The organism is Streptococcus pantholopis (assembly GCF_001642085.1).
Classification (GTDB): domain Bacteria; phylum Bacillota; class Bacilli; order Lactobacillales; family Streptococcaceae; genus Streptococcus; species Streptococcus pantholopis.
This window is the reverse complement of record NZ_CP014699.1, coordinates 1,944,415-1,960,302: the sequence shown is the minus strand read 5'-3', so window position 1 is coordinate 1,960,302 and position 15,888 is coordinate 1,944,415. Positions and strand designations below refer to the sequence as shown.

Here is a 15,888-nt window from a genome sequence, read left to right as displayed (position 1 = left end):
TGAGAATGGAAAATGCTATTGCTATCGTAGGGATGGACTGCAAATTTCCGGGTGCAAATAATCTTGATGAGTATTGGGAAATATTAAAAAATGGAGAATGCGTAATCAAAGACTCTATTGATGATAGTGGTGATAAAAATTTTGTTAACAAAGCTTTCTCTTTAGATAATATTGATAAGTTTGATGCAAAATTCTTCAACATTAGTAAGAGAGATGCTGAATATATGGATCCTCAACAAAGACTAATGCTAGAATCAGCTTGGAAAGCTGTGGAAAATGCTGGTTATAATACTAAAAACATAACAGAGAAAACCGGAGTTTTTATAGGTAGTGGAATCAGTTCATACTTAGTTCATAATGTCATCCCTAGCCTAAAAAATAATGGGATTAGTTTAGACAAAGTTATGTCGCAAGCTTTTCATGGTAACAGTCCTGATTATATTTCTAGCCGAATTTCATATAGCATGAATTTAACGGGGCCATCTTTAACGGTTCAAACTGCATGTTCTTCGTCGTTAACAGCGCTTCACATGGCTTGTCGTAGCTTATTAACCTATGAATGTGACATGGCTTTATGTGGCGGAGTTTCTGTTAATGCCGCCCAAGGAAAAGGCTATAGATATGTTAAAAATGAAATTTATTCACAATCTGGCCACTGTCTTCCATTTTCAGAGGATGCAGATGGAACTATCTTTAGTGGGGGCTTAGGAACCGTTGTTTTACGACGCCTGGAAGATGCAATTGAAAACAATGATTATATCTATGCGGTAATTCGTGGAAGTGCGATTAATAATGATGGATCTGAAAAGATGTCCTATACTGCTCCAAGCGAAACTGGACAAACCAGTGTTATTTTAGATGCTTTAGCTTTTGGTGACATTTCTCCAGAAAGTATTTCTTATATTGAAGCACATGGAACAGGGACTAGTATGGGGGATCAAATTGAAGTTGCTTCATTTAAACGGATTTTTGAACATTCAGGCAATGAAGTTAAGCTTGGGTCAGTAAAAGGTAATATAGGACACGCACTTGCTGCTGCTGGGATAGCATCGCTTGTTAAAACTGTACTGTGTTTAGAAAAAAAGCATCTTTGTCCATCATTATATAATAATCAAGAAAATCACCAATTTGGACTTTCAGGCAGTAACCTAAATCTCGTAAGTGATTTTGAAGAATGGGAGAATAAAGATTACCCATTACGAGCATGTGTTGGTTCTCTTGGCATGGGTGGTTCAAATGCGTATGTTGTCTTAGAAGAATATAACAGGAAGCCAGTTGAGTGTTCAAAAATAAAAGAAGATAAAACAGTAAAATTTCTTAAACTATCTGCGAAATCCGAAAATTCTTTAAAACAGATGAAAAAGACCTTGTATCAATATTTATTGGAAAATGCAGTAGATGATCAGGTTCTTAATCTTATTTATAATTTCCAACGCGAGACGTTCTCATGCCGAACACTTATTTATTATCAAGATCGTAAGGAATTATTGGATAAATTAAAAGAAGATAATGTAGAGAACGATGCTTCCATCTTTGAACAGGTTGATAATACTCAAGAAATTCTTAATATTGGAAAGCGCATGGGTATTGAAACATCTGAAGTTATACAAATATGTAAAGCAATCAAGAACTCTTGGGAAGAAGGTATAGACATTCAATTTGAACAGACTGTTCCAAGTACTGTAATGAAGCAGCCTCTTCCTGGCTATTTCTTCGAACATAAATCATTTTGGATGCAACCAGAGTCAGAGGAGATTATTGAGACAGCAGAGACTTCATCCTTAAAAGAAGAGACTGTTATCAGTCAAGAGGAGGTTAAACTTGAAAACTATGTGAAAGAAGTCTGGACAAATTATCTAGGTGTAGATGAAGAAGACTTTTCAACAGACTTTTTCGAGCTAGGTGGAAATTCTATCATAGCTTATCAAATGCTTGCAGATATTGAAGAGCATTTTAACATCGAGTTAGATGTTGAAGACATGCTTGAAAATCCGACAGTAGATCATATGACAAGTATAATTCAGAAATTACTTGTCTAGGAAAGGAGGATAAGACAAATGGAATATTATCCATTATCATATCAACAACAAAAATTATATAAGTATTCTAAAGTTCATGCAGATGATACTGAGTATAATGTTCTCCAAGGAATTGAACTAAAGCAGCCACTAGATAAAAAGCATTTTGAGCAAGTAGTTAGAAGAATTCTGATAGAAGAACCTATCTTAAGATGTCGAATTGTTGAAAAAGATTTTGCTCCTGTTCAATTTGCAGCAGATAATACCGACTATGCAGTAACATATAAAAATATAAACGATGAAGAATTAAAAACAGAGATTAAAAATTTAGAGACTGAACCGTTTAAAGTCGAAGGTGGTCCATTATTCCAAATAGTTGTCTTTTTGCTCAGTAGTGGTAAGACAATACTGTTTTTAAGATTACACCATATTATTTGTGATGGATGGTCATTTCAACTTTTAATGAAGAAGTTTACTACATATTACTTTGATACAGATAAAGGAAATGCTTCGTCAATTAAACCGCCAGATTATACATATTATGATTATGCTTATGAACAGACTCTTCCATCTACAACCGAGAAATATGTTAAACGTAGAGATTTTTGGGAGAAAATGACAAATGACAATACTACAGAATTAAATCTTCCATACAGTTTTGCTCAAAAGCAAAAGTATACACGTATTGGAAATCGTAAATTGTATCACATGAGCCGTAAGCAAAGTAAGAAGATAGAAACTTTTTGTAGGGAGCAAAAGATTACACCATTTACACTTTTAGTCAGTGCCTATGGTGCTTTATTCTCGCGCTTGTCTGGTGAGAAGAAATTGAGTGTTGCTGTTCCAGTTGCTAATCGTTTTAAGAGAAATACGATGGATATCTGTGGTTATTTTACAAATACTATTCCTTTGGATTTTGATTTTTCTGAGAAAAAATCAGTTCAAGAAAGGTTAAAACAACAACACAGAGATTTCATGGGAATGATTTCAAAATCGGATGTAGACATTGATTGTCCATGTAATACAATGTTTGTCTTTCAAAATCGTCCTAACATAGGAATTGAAGAAAGAAATGATTTAAAATATTTACGTCTTAGCAATGGGAAGAGTAAGTATGAAGTGAGCCTATCAGTAACATTTGAAGATGCTTGTTATGTATTTGAATGGGAATATATGTGTGAGCTTTTTAGTGAAGCTCGAATAGATGATTTCAATCGATACCTTTTTCAACTTCTAGATAGATATGTAGATCAGCCCAATGAATTTACGAGTCGAATAAGTCTTTTAAATGATTCGGAAATTGAACTTCAGAAAAAAAATTGGAACGAAACAACTGTAGATTTTCAAGATTCAGATAAATCTCTAAAAGAACTTTTTGAAACGGCTGTTCAAAAGTATAAAAAACAACCTGCCTTGATTTTTGAAGACGACTCTCTCAGTTATGAAGAATTAAATAGGTTAGTGAATGTTTTATGTCAAAAGTTGCGGCAAAAAGGGGTTAAAAAAGGACAAATTATTCCTATTTTATTTGATAGAAGTTTTGAAATGTTGGTAGCAATTCATGCGATTCTTAAACTAGGATGTGCGTATTTGCCTTTGGATACTGAATTACCAGACGAACGGATGAAATTTATTGTTTCTGATTCGGGGAGTCATATTGTTCTTACCTCGGAAAAATTTGCGTCTCGTCTTCCCAAAGATATTAAAACTTTTTGTATAAGCCTCAAGAATTTAACTGGCCAAGCTAATAATCCTGATACGATTATAAATGGAGATGATAAAGCTTATGTGATATATACTTCAGGTTCTACTGGTAATCCCAAAGGGGTTATTAATACTCAAGCCGGAATTGTAAATCGCTTATTGTGGATGCAAAAACAGTTTCCACTTGAACCTAATAAAAGAGTCCTTCAAAAAACTTCATATACATTTGATGTTTCTGTATGGGAATTGGTGTGGCCATTGCTTACAGGAGCGACTATAGTAATTGCTAAACCTGATGGTCATAAAAATCCAGAGTATATTGCTGATATTATTATTTCAAAAAGTATTAATACTATCCATTTTGTACCTTCCATGTTAAAGAAATTTTTAAGTACAGATAAGTGTACTGAGTGTTACTCATTGGAATATGTTATCTGTAGTGGAGAAGCACTAGATGCGACAACGTGTTCTGATTTTTATTCCAAGCTTGATGCTCAATTAGTTAATTTATATGGTCCGACAGAAGCTGCTATTGATGTTTCATGTTGGTTAGTGAAAAAGCAAAGTGAGAATTCTATAATTCCTATCGGTAAACCAATTGCAAACATGAAGTTGTATAAATTAAATGATGAGCTAATGTTTGAACCACCAGAAGTACCAGGGGAACTGTATATTTCTGGAATTGGATTAGCACAAGGATATTTAAATAATGAAGAAAAGACCAAAGATAGCTTTTTAGAATGTCCATGGTCCAGTGTTAGACCATTTGAAAGACTCTATAAAACAGGGGATATTGTCAAAATTGATGAAAATGGGAATTTCCTATACATCAATAGAAAAGATTTCCAAGTCAAAATTCGGGGACAGCGTGTTGAACTTGCAGAAATTGAAAATAAAATTCAAGAACTGGATTTTGTAGATGATGCAATAGTTATGGTAAGAAAAAAATCTGATGGGCAACAAGTATTGGTTGCTTTTGTTAAGGCAAGTAAGAAAGATAAAAAGTCTATCACAACGTTCTTATCTAAGCATTTGATGGACTACATGATTCCTCGAGTATTTTGTTTTATTGATGAAATTCCAACAAATGTCAACGGGAAAGCAGATCGTAAAAAATTGATGACTTACTCTATAGAATTTGAAATTGAGCAGTACAGTAAACCTCAAACTTTCTATGAAGAATTGGTTTGTTCGACTGTTGGTCAAGTTTTAGGTATTTCAAAGGTCAGCAGAGATGCAAACTTTTACGATTTAGGCGGTACTTCTTTAAGCATATACGATGTAAAAATAGCTCTTGAGAAAAAATTACAGAAAAAAGTTCCATTTGAGCTTATCCTTGGCAAAGATATTGTTAAAGATATTGCGCTATCTTTGGAGAACTATCTTGATCATAAGGCTAAAAAATCAAATCTTATTGAAATTCAGTCTGAGCTTGATGAGCTTCAAAATTTACCATATGAAGTACGTGCTCGAAATGATGATAATCAAAACATTTTCATGACAGGTGCAACTGGATTTTTAGGAGCCTATCTTTTGCGACAATATCTTGACAAAGCTCCAGCGGCAACAATGCATTGTTTAGTTAGAGCTGAAAACTTAGATCTAGGTTTCAAACGTATCAAAGAGAATATGCAATATTGGGGCATATGGAAAGATGAAGACAGCAAGCGTTTAAAAGTTTATTGTGGTGATCTTACTAAATATAATTTAGGTTTATCTCAAGAACAGTTAGATTTCTTAAGTGATAACATTGATGTCATTTGTCACAATGGTGCTAATGTTAATTTTGCTCTCTCATATGATCAGATAAAAATTGCGAACGTTGAAGGTACTAAGAGAATTCTAAAATTATTGGAATCTGGAAAAAGGAAGAGTATGGCCTATGTATCAACAATTTCAATTTTTGCAAAACAGGATTATAAAAAAGGTCTTGTTACCGAAGAACAACAACCGTTAGACGTTAATAATTTAAAACTCGGCTATGCAAAATCTAAATATGTAACAGAAAAGATTCTTCGTGAGTATATGAACAGGAATTACGACGTTGAAATCTTTAGAGTAGGTCGAATTATGGGTTCCAATGATGGAGGAAAAGAGAACAAAGACATGTTCTACAAAATGGTAGAATTTTGCCAGCAAATACAAATGTATCCAGATATTTCTATGAATTTTAATGGAATACCAGTAGATACTGTAAGCAGTTTAATTGTTTATGCCTCGCTTTATCAAAAACACTCTAAAATATATCACGTAGTTAATCCTGATGTAAACGTAACAGTAAAGCTATTTGATGTTTTTGGAGATAATGATATGGCTAAAGTTTCATGGGATATTTGGTATGAAAAATGTATGGAATATTCCGATTTAGGTGATCCTCTAGCAAGACAGGTAGCAGTTGGAATTGGTAAAGAATTGGACAGACAGAGTATCTTACTTGATCTAAGTAATACTCAGGCTCTTGCGTGGGAAGCAGGAATAGAACTTCCTGATATCAAGAGAATTGTTCAAAAAATGATTAACAGTTGATTTTAATATAAAAGTAAAGGAACTTACAATTAATTGTAGGTAAGTAAGAAAGGTGAATACTATGAAAGCAGAAAAATATACACGTTTAATCCAAAGAATGGAAGTTCAAGCAAAATTAACTTGGAATCGAGAAATTAAGTTAATTCGAGAAAATATTACAGATCCGAACGCTAAACTTAGAATTTTAGAAATTGGAAGTGGTCCAGGGGTTATTACGAAGAAACTTTGTGAATTATTCCCTAATGCTCAACTTACCTGTCTTGAATTAGATAGTGATTTTGTTGAGTATAGTAAAACAGCACTTCCAGATGACTATAAAGAGCGTGTAGAAATTTTAAAAGGTGATATCACTCAGATTGATCTTGATGAGGAAGTCTATGATATTGTTTATGCAAGACTTGTTTTACAACATGTTCATGGCGTTGATAAGGCATTAACAAATGTTTATAAGGCCTTGAAGAAAGGCGGTAAAATGTTAATTACTGATATTGATGAAGGTTTATTTGGGATTATTGACCCAGAGGTTCCTGAATTGTCATACGTATATGGACAACACATCCAAGAACAAGTATTAGAAGGAGGAGATCGCTACATTGGTAGAAAATTATGGAGAATGTTGAAAAATGCAAACTTTAGCGCAGTTGAGCTTGATTTGATCCCAGTTAATAGTGATGAAGTTGGTATTAATACTTTTCTTCCACAAGTTGATTATGAAGAAATGGGAACAATGATTGAGAATGATTTGTTAAATCAAGATGATATTGACAAAGTGAAAATTGCTGCTGATAAATTCTTGAAATCGGATTATCCTTTTGCATTACTCGTTCTTTTCTTCATTGTTGGTACAAAGTGAGGAAGATATGACAAATAAAAATACTCGCCTTTATACAATTCAATTACTAAGTTCGCTTTCTATTTGGATAACATTGGTTTGCTGTTTTTGGAAGATTGGCTTTTCTCAAAATTTATTACCGATTAAATTGGGGTTAATGTCATTTAGCTTTTCAGGAGCAATGGCCTTGTTTAATGCTCTTATGATGATGTTAGTAAAAGCGATATATTCTAAAATTGTCATGCTGATTACTTTGATTATCGATATTGTTCTTTATGTACTATTGTATACGGCAAATTTGAATCACAATATTATTTATATCTATATTTTTTTAATTGCTGCATGTTTCTCTAGTATTAGTATCTCTAAAGATAAAATTTTCGAAGTTACCTCATTAAAAGGTGCAGATGTAAGCGAAAAGATTTTTAAATTCATGCGTTTTATTGGACCTATTGTTGGTGGGATTATAGTAGAATTCCTCAACTTCAAAAATATTATGCTATTGAACGTAGCTTTGCTTTTTCTAAGTATCCTTACCGTTTTAGCAATTGAAAGTCCAGTAACGAATATTGAACTTGAAAAAACAGAGTCAAAATATATTACAAGTAACATATATGAGAAAAATGCTGGAGTCTTTCATGTTTTTTTGCTAATGGCTTTTATTATCTCTATTACTATTCAAATGATTGATGCACAACTAGTAACAGTTTTTCATCTTATAGCAAATGTTTCTGCTGTTTCCTTTGGCTTATGTATTGGGATTTCAGGCATTGGAGTATTTTTAATCTCATCTTATTTTGAAAAATATTTTGTAAGAGAATCATTTTTATATATTGGTTTTCTTGTTATGGGAATTTTAATGATTTTTGCGGGCTCATATTTTGCAAGTCATCAAACAATACCTCTTTTGCTTATATTTTCTATGTTTTTAATTGGTGGGCTTAGTTGGCAGATGATTATGACAACTCAGGAAAATATTATTAAGAGTATATCCAATCGTAAAAAAATGCTGACACTTTTTTCAATTATAGGCATCATACTAGTCATCTCATATTCTTTAGGAGCACTTAGCAGTGGATTCATAGTAACTAAAATTGGAATTGCGACTTTGTATTCATGGGTTGGTTATGCTTTGACTATAACTGGAGTTTTGGGAAAAATTATCGTAACTACTATCTTTAATTCTAGAAACCAATTAACCGAGGATGTAAAAAAATATCAGTGAAGAAAAATGTTTGGAGATTTTAAGTGGAAAATATTATGCGAATAGACAATATCACAAAAACTTATGATGGGGTTGCTGTGGTAAATAACTTAAGCTTTAGTCTAAAAAAAGGGCATATTTTAGGATTTCTTGGACCGAATGGAGCAGGGAAAAGTACAACCATCAACATGATTAGTTCACTAATACATCAAGATGCAGGTCACATATATTATAAAGAAGTTGATGTAGAAAAATGTCGAAAAAAATTTAAAAATGAAATTGGAGTAGTACCACAAAGTCTAGCAATTTATGAGGACCTAACAGCTTATCAAAATTTAAAATTTTTTGCAGAGCTATATGGAGTATCTAAAGATAAAATTGAAGAAGTCTGTATTTATGCTCTCAATTTTGTCAATTTGGAGAATGTTAAAGACAAAAAGGCGAAAACTTTTTCAGGTGGTATGAAGCGCCGACTTAATATCGCCTGTAGTCTTGTCAATTCACCGGAATTAATAATTCTTGATGAACCTACAGTAGGCATTGATCCGCAATCACGAAATTTTATACTTGAAGCAATAAAGAAACTTCGAGATCAAGGTGTATCTGTTATCTATACGACGCATTATATGGAAGAGATTGAAGCAATAGCTGAGGATGTTATTATTGTTGATCACGGTCAAAAATTAGTTGATGATACGCTTGACAATATTCGTGAAAATTATTCTAAACAATCTATTGTGTCCATCAGAGCAGATAAGTTTGATCAAAATTTGAAAGAAAAAATCCTAACAATAGCAGGTGTAGACTCTGTGTCAATTGATGGAAACCTTATTAAAATCAGCATTAATACTGAGGCAAATGATAAAGTTCTTAATGATATAACAAGCACATTTAGTCAAAGTAACTCTTCTATATCATCTATTAATTCTTTAAATGTAAACTTAGAAGATATCTTCTTAGAATTAACTGGAACAAAATTGAGAGATTAGGTAATTTTATGATGAAAAAATGGAATCTAATTAAATTTGACATAAGTTATAATATTGCAAAAAAACCAGTTATTTTAGTCTACCTTTTTGTATTTCCATTCTTAATATTTGCATTATTGGGGTACTTAACTACTGCTAATTTTTCAGGGGGGATATCATCTTTTGATTACTATGGTTTGACTATTATAATTTACTTTCAATTAACAATGGGAACTATGGTATCTAATATGATTATGGAAGAAAATGTTAAGCTTCCTAATATGAGAATTGCCTATAGCTTAGAAGATGAAAACTATATTTATATATCAAAAATAATTGCTTTAACATTGGCTAATGCTATTTCAATCGGAGTTTACATGCTTTTGTTAATGGGAATTTATCATGTCAATTTTGGTACCAATCCATTGATGGTTTATATCACGTATATGATACTTGGATTTTTCTCAAGTTGTTTGGGAGCTGCCCTTTGTATAGGCTTTAAAGATGAATCTGCATGTAATAATATTTTAGGTGTTGTTCAGATTATTCTTTGTATATTTGGTGGAATCTTTTTTCCAATAACTTACCTTGGGAAGATAGGTATCTTTTTATCTAATTTCTCAATTGTAAAGTGGATTAACTATGGTATAGGTAGTTATGTGTATGGCCACAGTATAAAAGGGCAACTAATTGTTTGGGTATTTTCTTTACTTTTGGCAGTACTACTTTTATTTGCGGCTCGGAAAATGTTTAAAATTCAGCTTTTTATACACTGAGTTATTTATCTGACAGTTAAGTTTTAAAAGGAAAAATTATGAGAAAAATATTTAAATGTTTTCAAATCAATATTACTCGCAATTTTAGCGATAATATGGGAGTAATATTTTCGGTAATTATTATGCCATTAGTCGTTGTTGCAGCTTTTTATGCGACAAACTTACCTAATAATACAACTGAAAAGATTGCTGTGATTGGGGGAAGCGAAGCATTTACTCAATATCTTGATAAAAATCAGATTTCTTACGATAAGTTAAAAGTTATCCCAGAAAAACAAGATATTTACATGAGAAATTACAGTGGTGTCATTAAAAAACAAAACGGGAAAGTAACAGTTATATCATATAAAGGATCACAATATAGGCGGGAACTTCAACTTATCACAAAACAAAAGTATCGTTCTAATGAAGAAAAAAATAATTCAGAGAAATTTCCAAATGCTTTTTATTTATCAATGAGTATTCTTCTGGTTCAAGCGGTTCTTAATATGAGGTTGTTTGTCAATGATAGAATTAATGAAACTTCCAAAAGATTGCGGGTAATCGGTATAAAGAACAGTCAATACTTGAGTTCTCATCTGTTATTTAATTGGGCAGCTTTATTTATCCCTTTTGGTCTTGTTAATGTCATTTGTAATCGATTATTTTTTGGATCTTCCATGACAGAGGATTTGAAAGTTATTTTAATCAGTTTTATAGTTACAGGACTATTTTCAGCACTCGCAGTTTTGATTTGTACACTTGTCAAGGATAATGGTTCTGCTATTATGGTTGGTAATATTGTTGCATGCTTTACTGTATTATTGTCAGGGATGTTTGGTAATTTTCATAATAAAATTTTGGAAGCTATCAGTCAGTGTATGCCTCAGAAAATCAGCTTTAATTGGGTTAACGAAATTTTTCATCACGGCGATATTGTAGGAGGAAACTTCTTATTAATTTTAATTATGTTTACCGTTTCAATGCTAATGGCAGTAGGACTCTACAATAGGTCGAATCAATATAGTAGTTAAAATAAGGGGGTGAAAGCATGGCAAAATTTATTGATATTTTAAAAAAAAATATATCCGAAAATAGAGGCAGAAAACTTTATACCTATTATGAAGGATATGATGTTATAGATTCTGTAACATATAGTGAATTTGATTCTAGAGTAAAAGACTTTGGAGGTTATCTCCAAAGTCTTGATAGCAAAGGTGAACGTGCACTTATTTTATTACCTTCGGGAGTGGATTACCTGACTGCATATTTTGCATGTTTATTTACGCAAACAATTTGTATTCCAATGTATGTAGTTGATGATCAAAGTAAAGCTGAAATGGTAAAACAAATTATTGAGAATAGCGATGCTCAATATATTATTACCTCTACAAAATATTGCACTAATCTCGAGTATTGGTTCGGCGATTTAGTTGAAGATTTAATGATTTGTTATATAGATGATTTTGTTAAATCAAGTTTTGTTGAAGCAGAAATTTGCGATGAACAAATAGCTTACTTACAGTATACTTCTGGTTCTACAAGTCAAGCTAAAGGTGTTAAGGTTACATATAACAATATTTATGCAAATTGCTTAATAATGAAAAATCACTTTACTTTTAGTGATAAAGATATCTTTACTACATGGTTACCGTTTTATTTTGATATGGGACTTATTGGCTCAGCAATCAATACTATTTTTAATGCCTCTTCAAACTATTTTACTTCTGCGGAAGGTTTTATGAAATCACCTATTTCATGGCTAAATGCAATCAGTATTTATCACGGTACAATACTGATTGCTCCCAATTTTGCCTATGAGATGTGTTCTAATATTCCCGCTGAAGAAATGAAAGACATCGATTTATCATCAGTTAGACTGACAATTAATGGCTCTGAACTTGTTAGGTATAGCACATTACATGCATTGGCAGAAAAAATGAAAAAATATAAACTAAATCCTCAATCATTTAATCCTGCATATGGACTGGCAGAAAATACTTTAATTGTTTCGGCGCACTATCCTGAAAAAGGTTATCAGCATGTAACTATAGATGGTGAAAAATTGAGAAATAACATTATCGAGTTCAGTGATGAGGGATTAGATATTGTCTCTTGTGGTGCTATCTGTGAAGGTGTTGAAGTCAAAATTGTTGGATTAGAGGATAATCATTTACTTACTGAAGATGAGATTGGAGAAATTTGGATTTCTGGTCAAAGTGTTACACAAGGATATTGGAATCTTGATGAAGAAACTAGTTTTAATAATTTCCTCCCAAATGAAGACCAACCATATTTTGCCACAGGTGATTTAGGCTTTCTGCATAATGGTTTCCTTTATGTCGTAGGACGAAAAAAGGATATGGTTATTATAAGAGGGAAAAACTTTTATTCGCAAGATATTGAAGAGATTATCTTGAAAAATACAGATAATAAGTTAAAAAACGCTATTGCTTTTGCTATAGATATTAATAACACAGAAGAGCTTACTATTATGGCAGAATTAAGTGATAATGTTACAGATGTTCATGAAGAATTAGCATCTATGATTAAAAATATAGTAGCAATGAATTGTAAGATTATTCCATATGATATCGTACTTTATCGGGAAGAAGCTTTACCACGTACAGGTAGTGGCAAAATTCAAAGACAAAGTTGTAAAAAATTATATTTAGAATATAACACAACAAATGTGAAAGGTAATTAGCAATGAAAGCTATAATTGAAGTAAGTGAAGTTGTAAAAAACTATAATGATCGTGATCATGTTTTAAAAGGAATTAATTTAAGTTTTGAAGCTGGTACATTTAATGTATTACTTGGTCAAAGTGGTTCAGGAAAATCTACTTTATTAAATATCATGTCTGGATTACTAAAGCCAACTTCAGGGACAATTTTAATTAATAACCAAAATATTAATAATTTTAAAGAAAAGCAATTAGCTTCCCTACGTAGAAATACGATTAGCAATATTTATCAGGATTACATGCTTTTGCCAGAGTTAACTGTTCAGGAAAATATTGAGCTTGGGATGAGTAAAAACAACTTAAATCTTGATGATATAGCAAATAAATTAGGAATTATTAATTTATTAGATAAATACCCTGATGAATTATCAGGAGGTCAAAAACAGCGCACAGCAATTGCGCGTGCAATTATAAAAAAACCTGCTCTGCTCTTTTGTGATGAAGCGACAGGGGCATTGGATGAAGAAAATAGCAAACAGGTTATAGAGATGTTACATGATGTTGTTAAAACTTATGGCATAACTGTTATTTTTGCAACACATAATCTTAAAATATCTTTGACAGCGAATAGAATTATAACAGTTGGAAACGGATTAGTCGTTCAGGATAAGCAGAATGAGTCTCCACTTTTACCATCAGAAATAAATTGGGGGATTAATCTATGAGAAGTATTTGCAAACAATCGTTAGGATATTTTAGGAGAAACAAATTAAATGTTTTGATTTTGTCTATCCTTGCTTTCCTGACTTCATTTATGTATTTCTTTGTGGAATGTTCCATTGATGGTAATTTAACTTGGCTCTCTACTAAAACTCAATTAAATAATGGACAAAATGAGTTATTAATTGGTCTTAATTCAAATAAAATATTGGCTTTAACGTTTCTTATATGTTTAACATTAGTTTCTTGTTTTATTTTTTATATGTTTTATAAAAAATATTTTGATTTAAATCGAAAGAACCTTGGTTGTTATCGTGCTTTGGGTTTTACCAAGAGACAAATTACAGGTATTTATATTGTAATTACTTCGATCATTAGTCTTGTTTTTTTGTTACTGGGATTAGTGGTTGGTTATTATTATTCGTATATATTGCTTAATACTTATCAAGTGTCTTACAATGTGAATAATGTTGTAAGAGGTCTCTCAGCATCTAGTTTTGCTATTGGCATAGTAATTCCGACAATTTTGTTCTGTATTATGACATATTTAGCATCTGGGGTGTATCGTCGTGTAGAGATTTCTAACTTACTTGCGGGGCAGGGAGAAAGTAGTAAGAACTTAAGAATGATGCATTTATTTGAAAAAGTTGCTAAGATTTTACCATCTAAATATTCTTTTTCAAGTAAGTTAGCTTTGAGAAAGCCGTTTAATATTTTTCTCATTCTAGTTTCTGTATACATATATCTAGTCTTGATAGTGATAAGTATATCGCTCAATATGAGTAGTTCAAAAGTTTATCAGTCACAAACCGCTTTTCGTCATTACAAATATGAAGTTGCCCTCTCAACTGTAAAAGTAAATTCTGCTCCAAAAGAAAACGGCAATCAGTATTTTTTAGAGAAAAAAGTAGAGTTGGCCACTACTAGTAAAAATATAGGACAGCAGAATTTGGTGGCAATGGATAACGATGGAGATCATTTTCATCTGGTAAATAAGCGGAAAAAAATCCAACTAAATAATGGTGAATTAGCTATTAATCCGCGAATTGCTGAGATTTATAACATTAAACCAGGAGATAAAGTCTTAATAAAATATAAGAATTTCAAAAACTATTTAATTGTTAAAGCAATTGCGGATAATGGAAATACAAGTAGTATTTATATTAAACGTACTTATTTTAACAAATTGATTGGTAATCCTACTAATACTTATAATGGTTTATGGTGTAATAAGCTTAATGACACATTATCAAAAGAGCATATTAAAACATATAGTAGTTATAAAAAGGAACTGCAAAATAATAATGTGTCCAATAGAATGAGTGCGATAATAAATCAAGTTTTAGCCTGTGTTTTTAGTGTTCTTTTAATTTTTCTAGTCTTGTTGCTCAATTTTCAGGACAATATAAATAATTTTATTTACTTACGTAAATTAGGATATTTACATAAAGAGATTAAGAACATGTTGATTAATATTTACTTACCACTTATTCTTTTTACTTTTGTTGTTATGATTATTCCAAGTATGCTAACTAGTCAGCAGATTCTTCGGATGCTGTCTTTAGAGACGGGAGATTATATGCCATTTAACAGTAATATATATGTATTCTTATATGCATTAGTCATTTTAGTATTTTTATATTTAGTGGTTATTAAAATTTTTGATGTTAAACTAAAAAATACATTTAATAGAATTGATTTAGGGCAATATAGATGATCTACCAATATTCCATTAAAATAAATAAATTTTTATCTTCTAATCAAATAGAGAAATTGATGACTATAGTTTCTGAAAAGCGTTGTTTAAAAGCAAATCGTTTTATTCATCAAAAAGATAGAGAACGATGTCTACTTGCTGAAGCATTAGTACGCTATGCTTTGATAAAAGATTATGGAATGAAAGAAGAGAAGATTTTATTTAATCATTCTAAACATGGCAAACCATTTCTTATGGAAAGCAATTTACATTTTAATATTTCTCATTCTGGTAAGTGGATTGTCTGTGCTATTGGGGACTCGCAACTTGGAGTTGATGTCGAACTAATACGGTTGTTAGAATATGAGGATATATATAAATCGTTTTCTTCAACTGAAAGAATGCACCTTGATACTTTACCTCCTCAAGATAAGCAAACTTCTTTCTTTAAATTATGGACCCTTAAAGAAAGCTTTGTTAAGTTTATTGGGACGGGATTGAAATGTCCATTTGATAGTTTTTCTATTGACATTAATTCACTAGAATTATTAAAAGAGAAACAGCAAGACACAAATCTTTCATTTTTTAGCAAAAAACTTGATGCGGAACATTGGTATGCATTGTGTTGTGAGTCCGATATAGTCAGCAAAAAGATAAAACAAATTGATTTAGATGAAATACTGAGTTTTTGGCAATAAGAATTTAATGATTATAAATAATTTTTTATACCTTTACTTAGAAAGAATTGGGAATCTTACTATTTTATGAGAACCTAAGGA

General features: G+C 31.5%; 11 protein-coding genes. All 11 read left to right on the top strand.

Annotated elements, in window-relative coordinates:
• Window positions 1-5: 5 nt before the first annotated feature.
• Window positions 6-2,039 carry a type I polyketide synthase gene (locus A0O21_RS09045; RefSeq protein ID WP_067064456.1) on the top strand — a complete coding sequence of 678 codons (2,034 nt, stop codon included), beginning with the start codon at window positions 6-8 and terminating at the stop codon, window positions 2,037-2,039.
• An 18-nt stretch (window positions 2,040-2,057) separates the two neighbouring features.
• Entirely contained in the window at window positions 2,058-6,248 is a 4,191-nt protein-coding gene (locus A0O21_RS09040) for a non-ribosomal peptide synthetase family protein (protein ID WP_067064453.1), read from the top strand.
• Window positions 6,249-6,309: 61 nt separating this feature from the next.
• On the top strand, window positions 6,310-7,101 hold the full coding sequence (locus A0O21_RS09035; RefSeq protein ID WP_067064451.1) for a class I SAM-dependent methyltransferase: 792 nt from the start codon (window positions 6,310-6,312) through the stop codon (window positions 7,099-7,101).
• A 7-nt stretch (window positions 7,102-7,108) separates the two neighbouring features.
• Window positions 7,109-8,305, top strand: coding sequence for an MFS transporter (locus A0O21_RS09030; protein ID WP_067064449.1), 1,197 nt, complete (start codon window positions 7,109-7,111; stop codon window positions 8,303-8,305).
• A gap of 23 nt (window positions 8,306-8,328) precedes the next feature.
• The gene (locus A0O21_RS09025) at window positions 8,329-9,273 is read left to right on the top strand and encodes an ABC transporter ATP-binding protein (RefSeq protein ID WP_067064447.1); all 945 of its coding nucleotides are present in this window, start codon (window positions 8,329-8,331) and stop codon (window positions 9,271-9,273) included.
• 8 nt (window positions 9,274-9,281) lie between these two features.
• Window positions 9,282-10,028, top strand: coding sequence for an ABC transporter permease (locus A0O21_RS09020; protein ID WP_227806868.1), 747 nt, complete (start codon window positions 9,282-9,284; stop codon window positions 10,026-10,028).
• 38 nt (window positions 10,029-10,066) lie between these two features.
• Window positions 10,067-11,041: an ABC transporter permease gene (locus A0O21_RS09015; RefSeq protein WP_067064445.1), complete on the top strand. Its 975-nt coding sequence runs from the start codon at window positions 10,067-10,069 to the stop codon at window positions 11,039-11,041.
• Window positions 11,042-11,058: 17 nt separating this feature from the next.
• Window positions 11,059-12,714 carry an AMP-binding protein gene (locus tag A0O21_RS09010; RefSeq protein ID WP_067064443.1) on the top strand — a complete coding sequence of 552 codons (1,656 nt, stop codon included), beginning with the start codon at window positions 11,059-11,061 and terminating at the stop codon, window positions 12,712-12,714.
• Between the two features lie 2 nt (window positions 12,715-12,716).
• Window positions 12,717-13,418, top strand: coding sequence for an ABC transporter ATP-binding protein (locus A0O21_RS09005; protein WP_067064441.1), 702 nt, complete (start codon window positions 12,717-12,719; stop codon window positions 13,416-13,418).
• Window positions 13,415-15,130 carry an FtsX-like permease family protein gene (locus A0O21_RS09000; RefSeq protein ID WP_067064439.1) on the top strand — a complete coding sequence of 572 codons (1,716 nt, stop codon included), beginning with the start codon at window positions 13,415-13,417 and terminating at the stop codon, window positions 15,128-15,130. The genes A0O21_RS09005 and A0O21_RS09000 overlap by 4 nt, the downstream gene beginning before the upstream one ends.
• Window positions 15,127-15,807: a 4'-phosphopantetheinyl transferase family protein gene (locus A0O21_RS08995; RefSeq protein WP_067064437.1), complete on the top strand. Its 681-nt coding sequence runs from the start codon at window positions 15,127-15,129 to the stop codon at window positions 15,805-15,807. The genes A0O21_RS09000 and A0O21_RS08995 overlap by 4 nt, the downstream gene beginning before the upstream one ends.
• The last annotated feature ends 81 nt before the right edge of the window (window positions 15,808-15,888 follow it).

Coding starts and splice junctions, on each gene's coding strand:
- A0O21_RS09035 (WP_067064451.1), top strand. CDS start 6,310: ATGAAAGCAGAAAAATATACACGTTTAATCCAAAGAATGGAAGTTCAA.
- A0O21_RS09000 (WP_067064439.1), top strand. CDS start 13,415: ATGAGAAGTATTTGCAAACAATCGTTAGGATATTTTAGGAGAAACAAA.
- A0O21_RS09020 (WP_227806868.1), top strand. CDS start 9,282: ATGATGAAAAAATGGAATCTAATTAAATTTGACATAAGTTATAATATT.
- A0O21_RS09030 (WP_067064449.1), top strand. CDS start 7,109: ATGACAAATAAAAATACTCGCCTTTATACAATTCAATTACTAAGTTCG.
- A0O21_RS09040 (WP_067064453.1), top strand. CDS start 2,058: ATGGAATATTATCCATTATCATATCAACAACAAAAATTATATAAGTAT.
- A0O21_RS08995 (WP_067064437.1), top strand. CDS start 15,127: ATGATCTACCAATATTCCATTAAAATAAATAAATTTTTATCTTCTAAT.
- A0O21_RS09005 (WP_067064441.1), top strand. CDS start 12,717: ATGAAAGCTATAATTGAAGTAAGTGAAGTTGTAAAAAACTATAATGAT.
- A0O21_RS09010 (WP_067064443.1), top strand. CDS start 11,059: ATGGCAAAATTTATTGATATTTTAAAAAAAAATATATCCGAAAATAGA.
- A0O21_RS09015 (WP_067064445.1), top strand. CDS start 10,067: ATGAGAAAAATATTTAAATGTTTTCAAATCAATATTACTCGCAATTTT.
- A0O21_RS09045 (WP_067064456.1), top strand. CDS start 6: ATGGAAAATGCTATTGCTATCGTAGGGATGGACTGCAAATTTCCGGGT.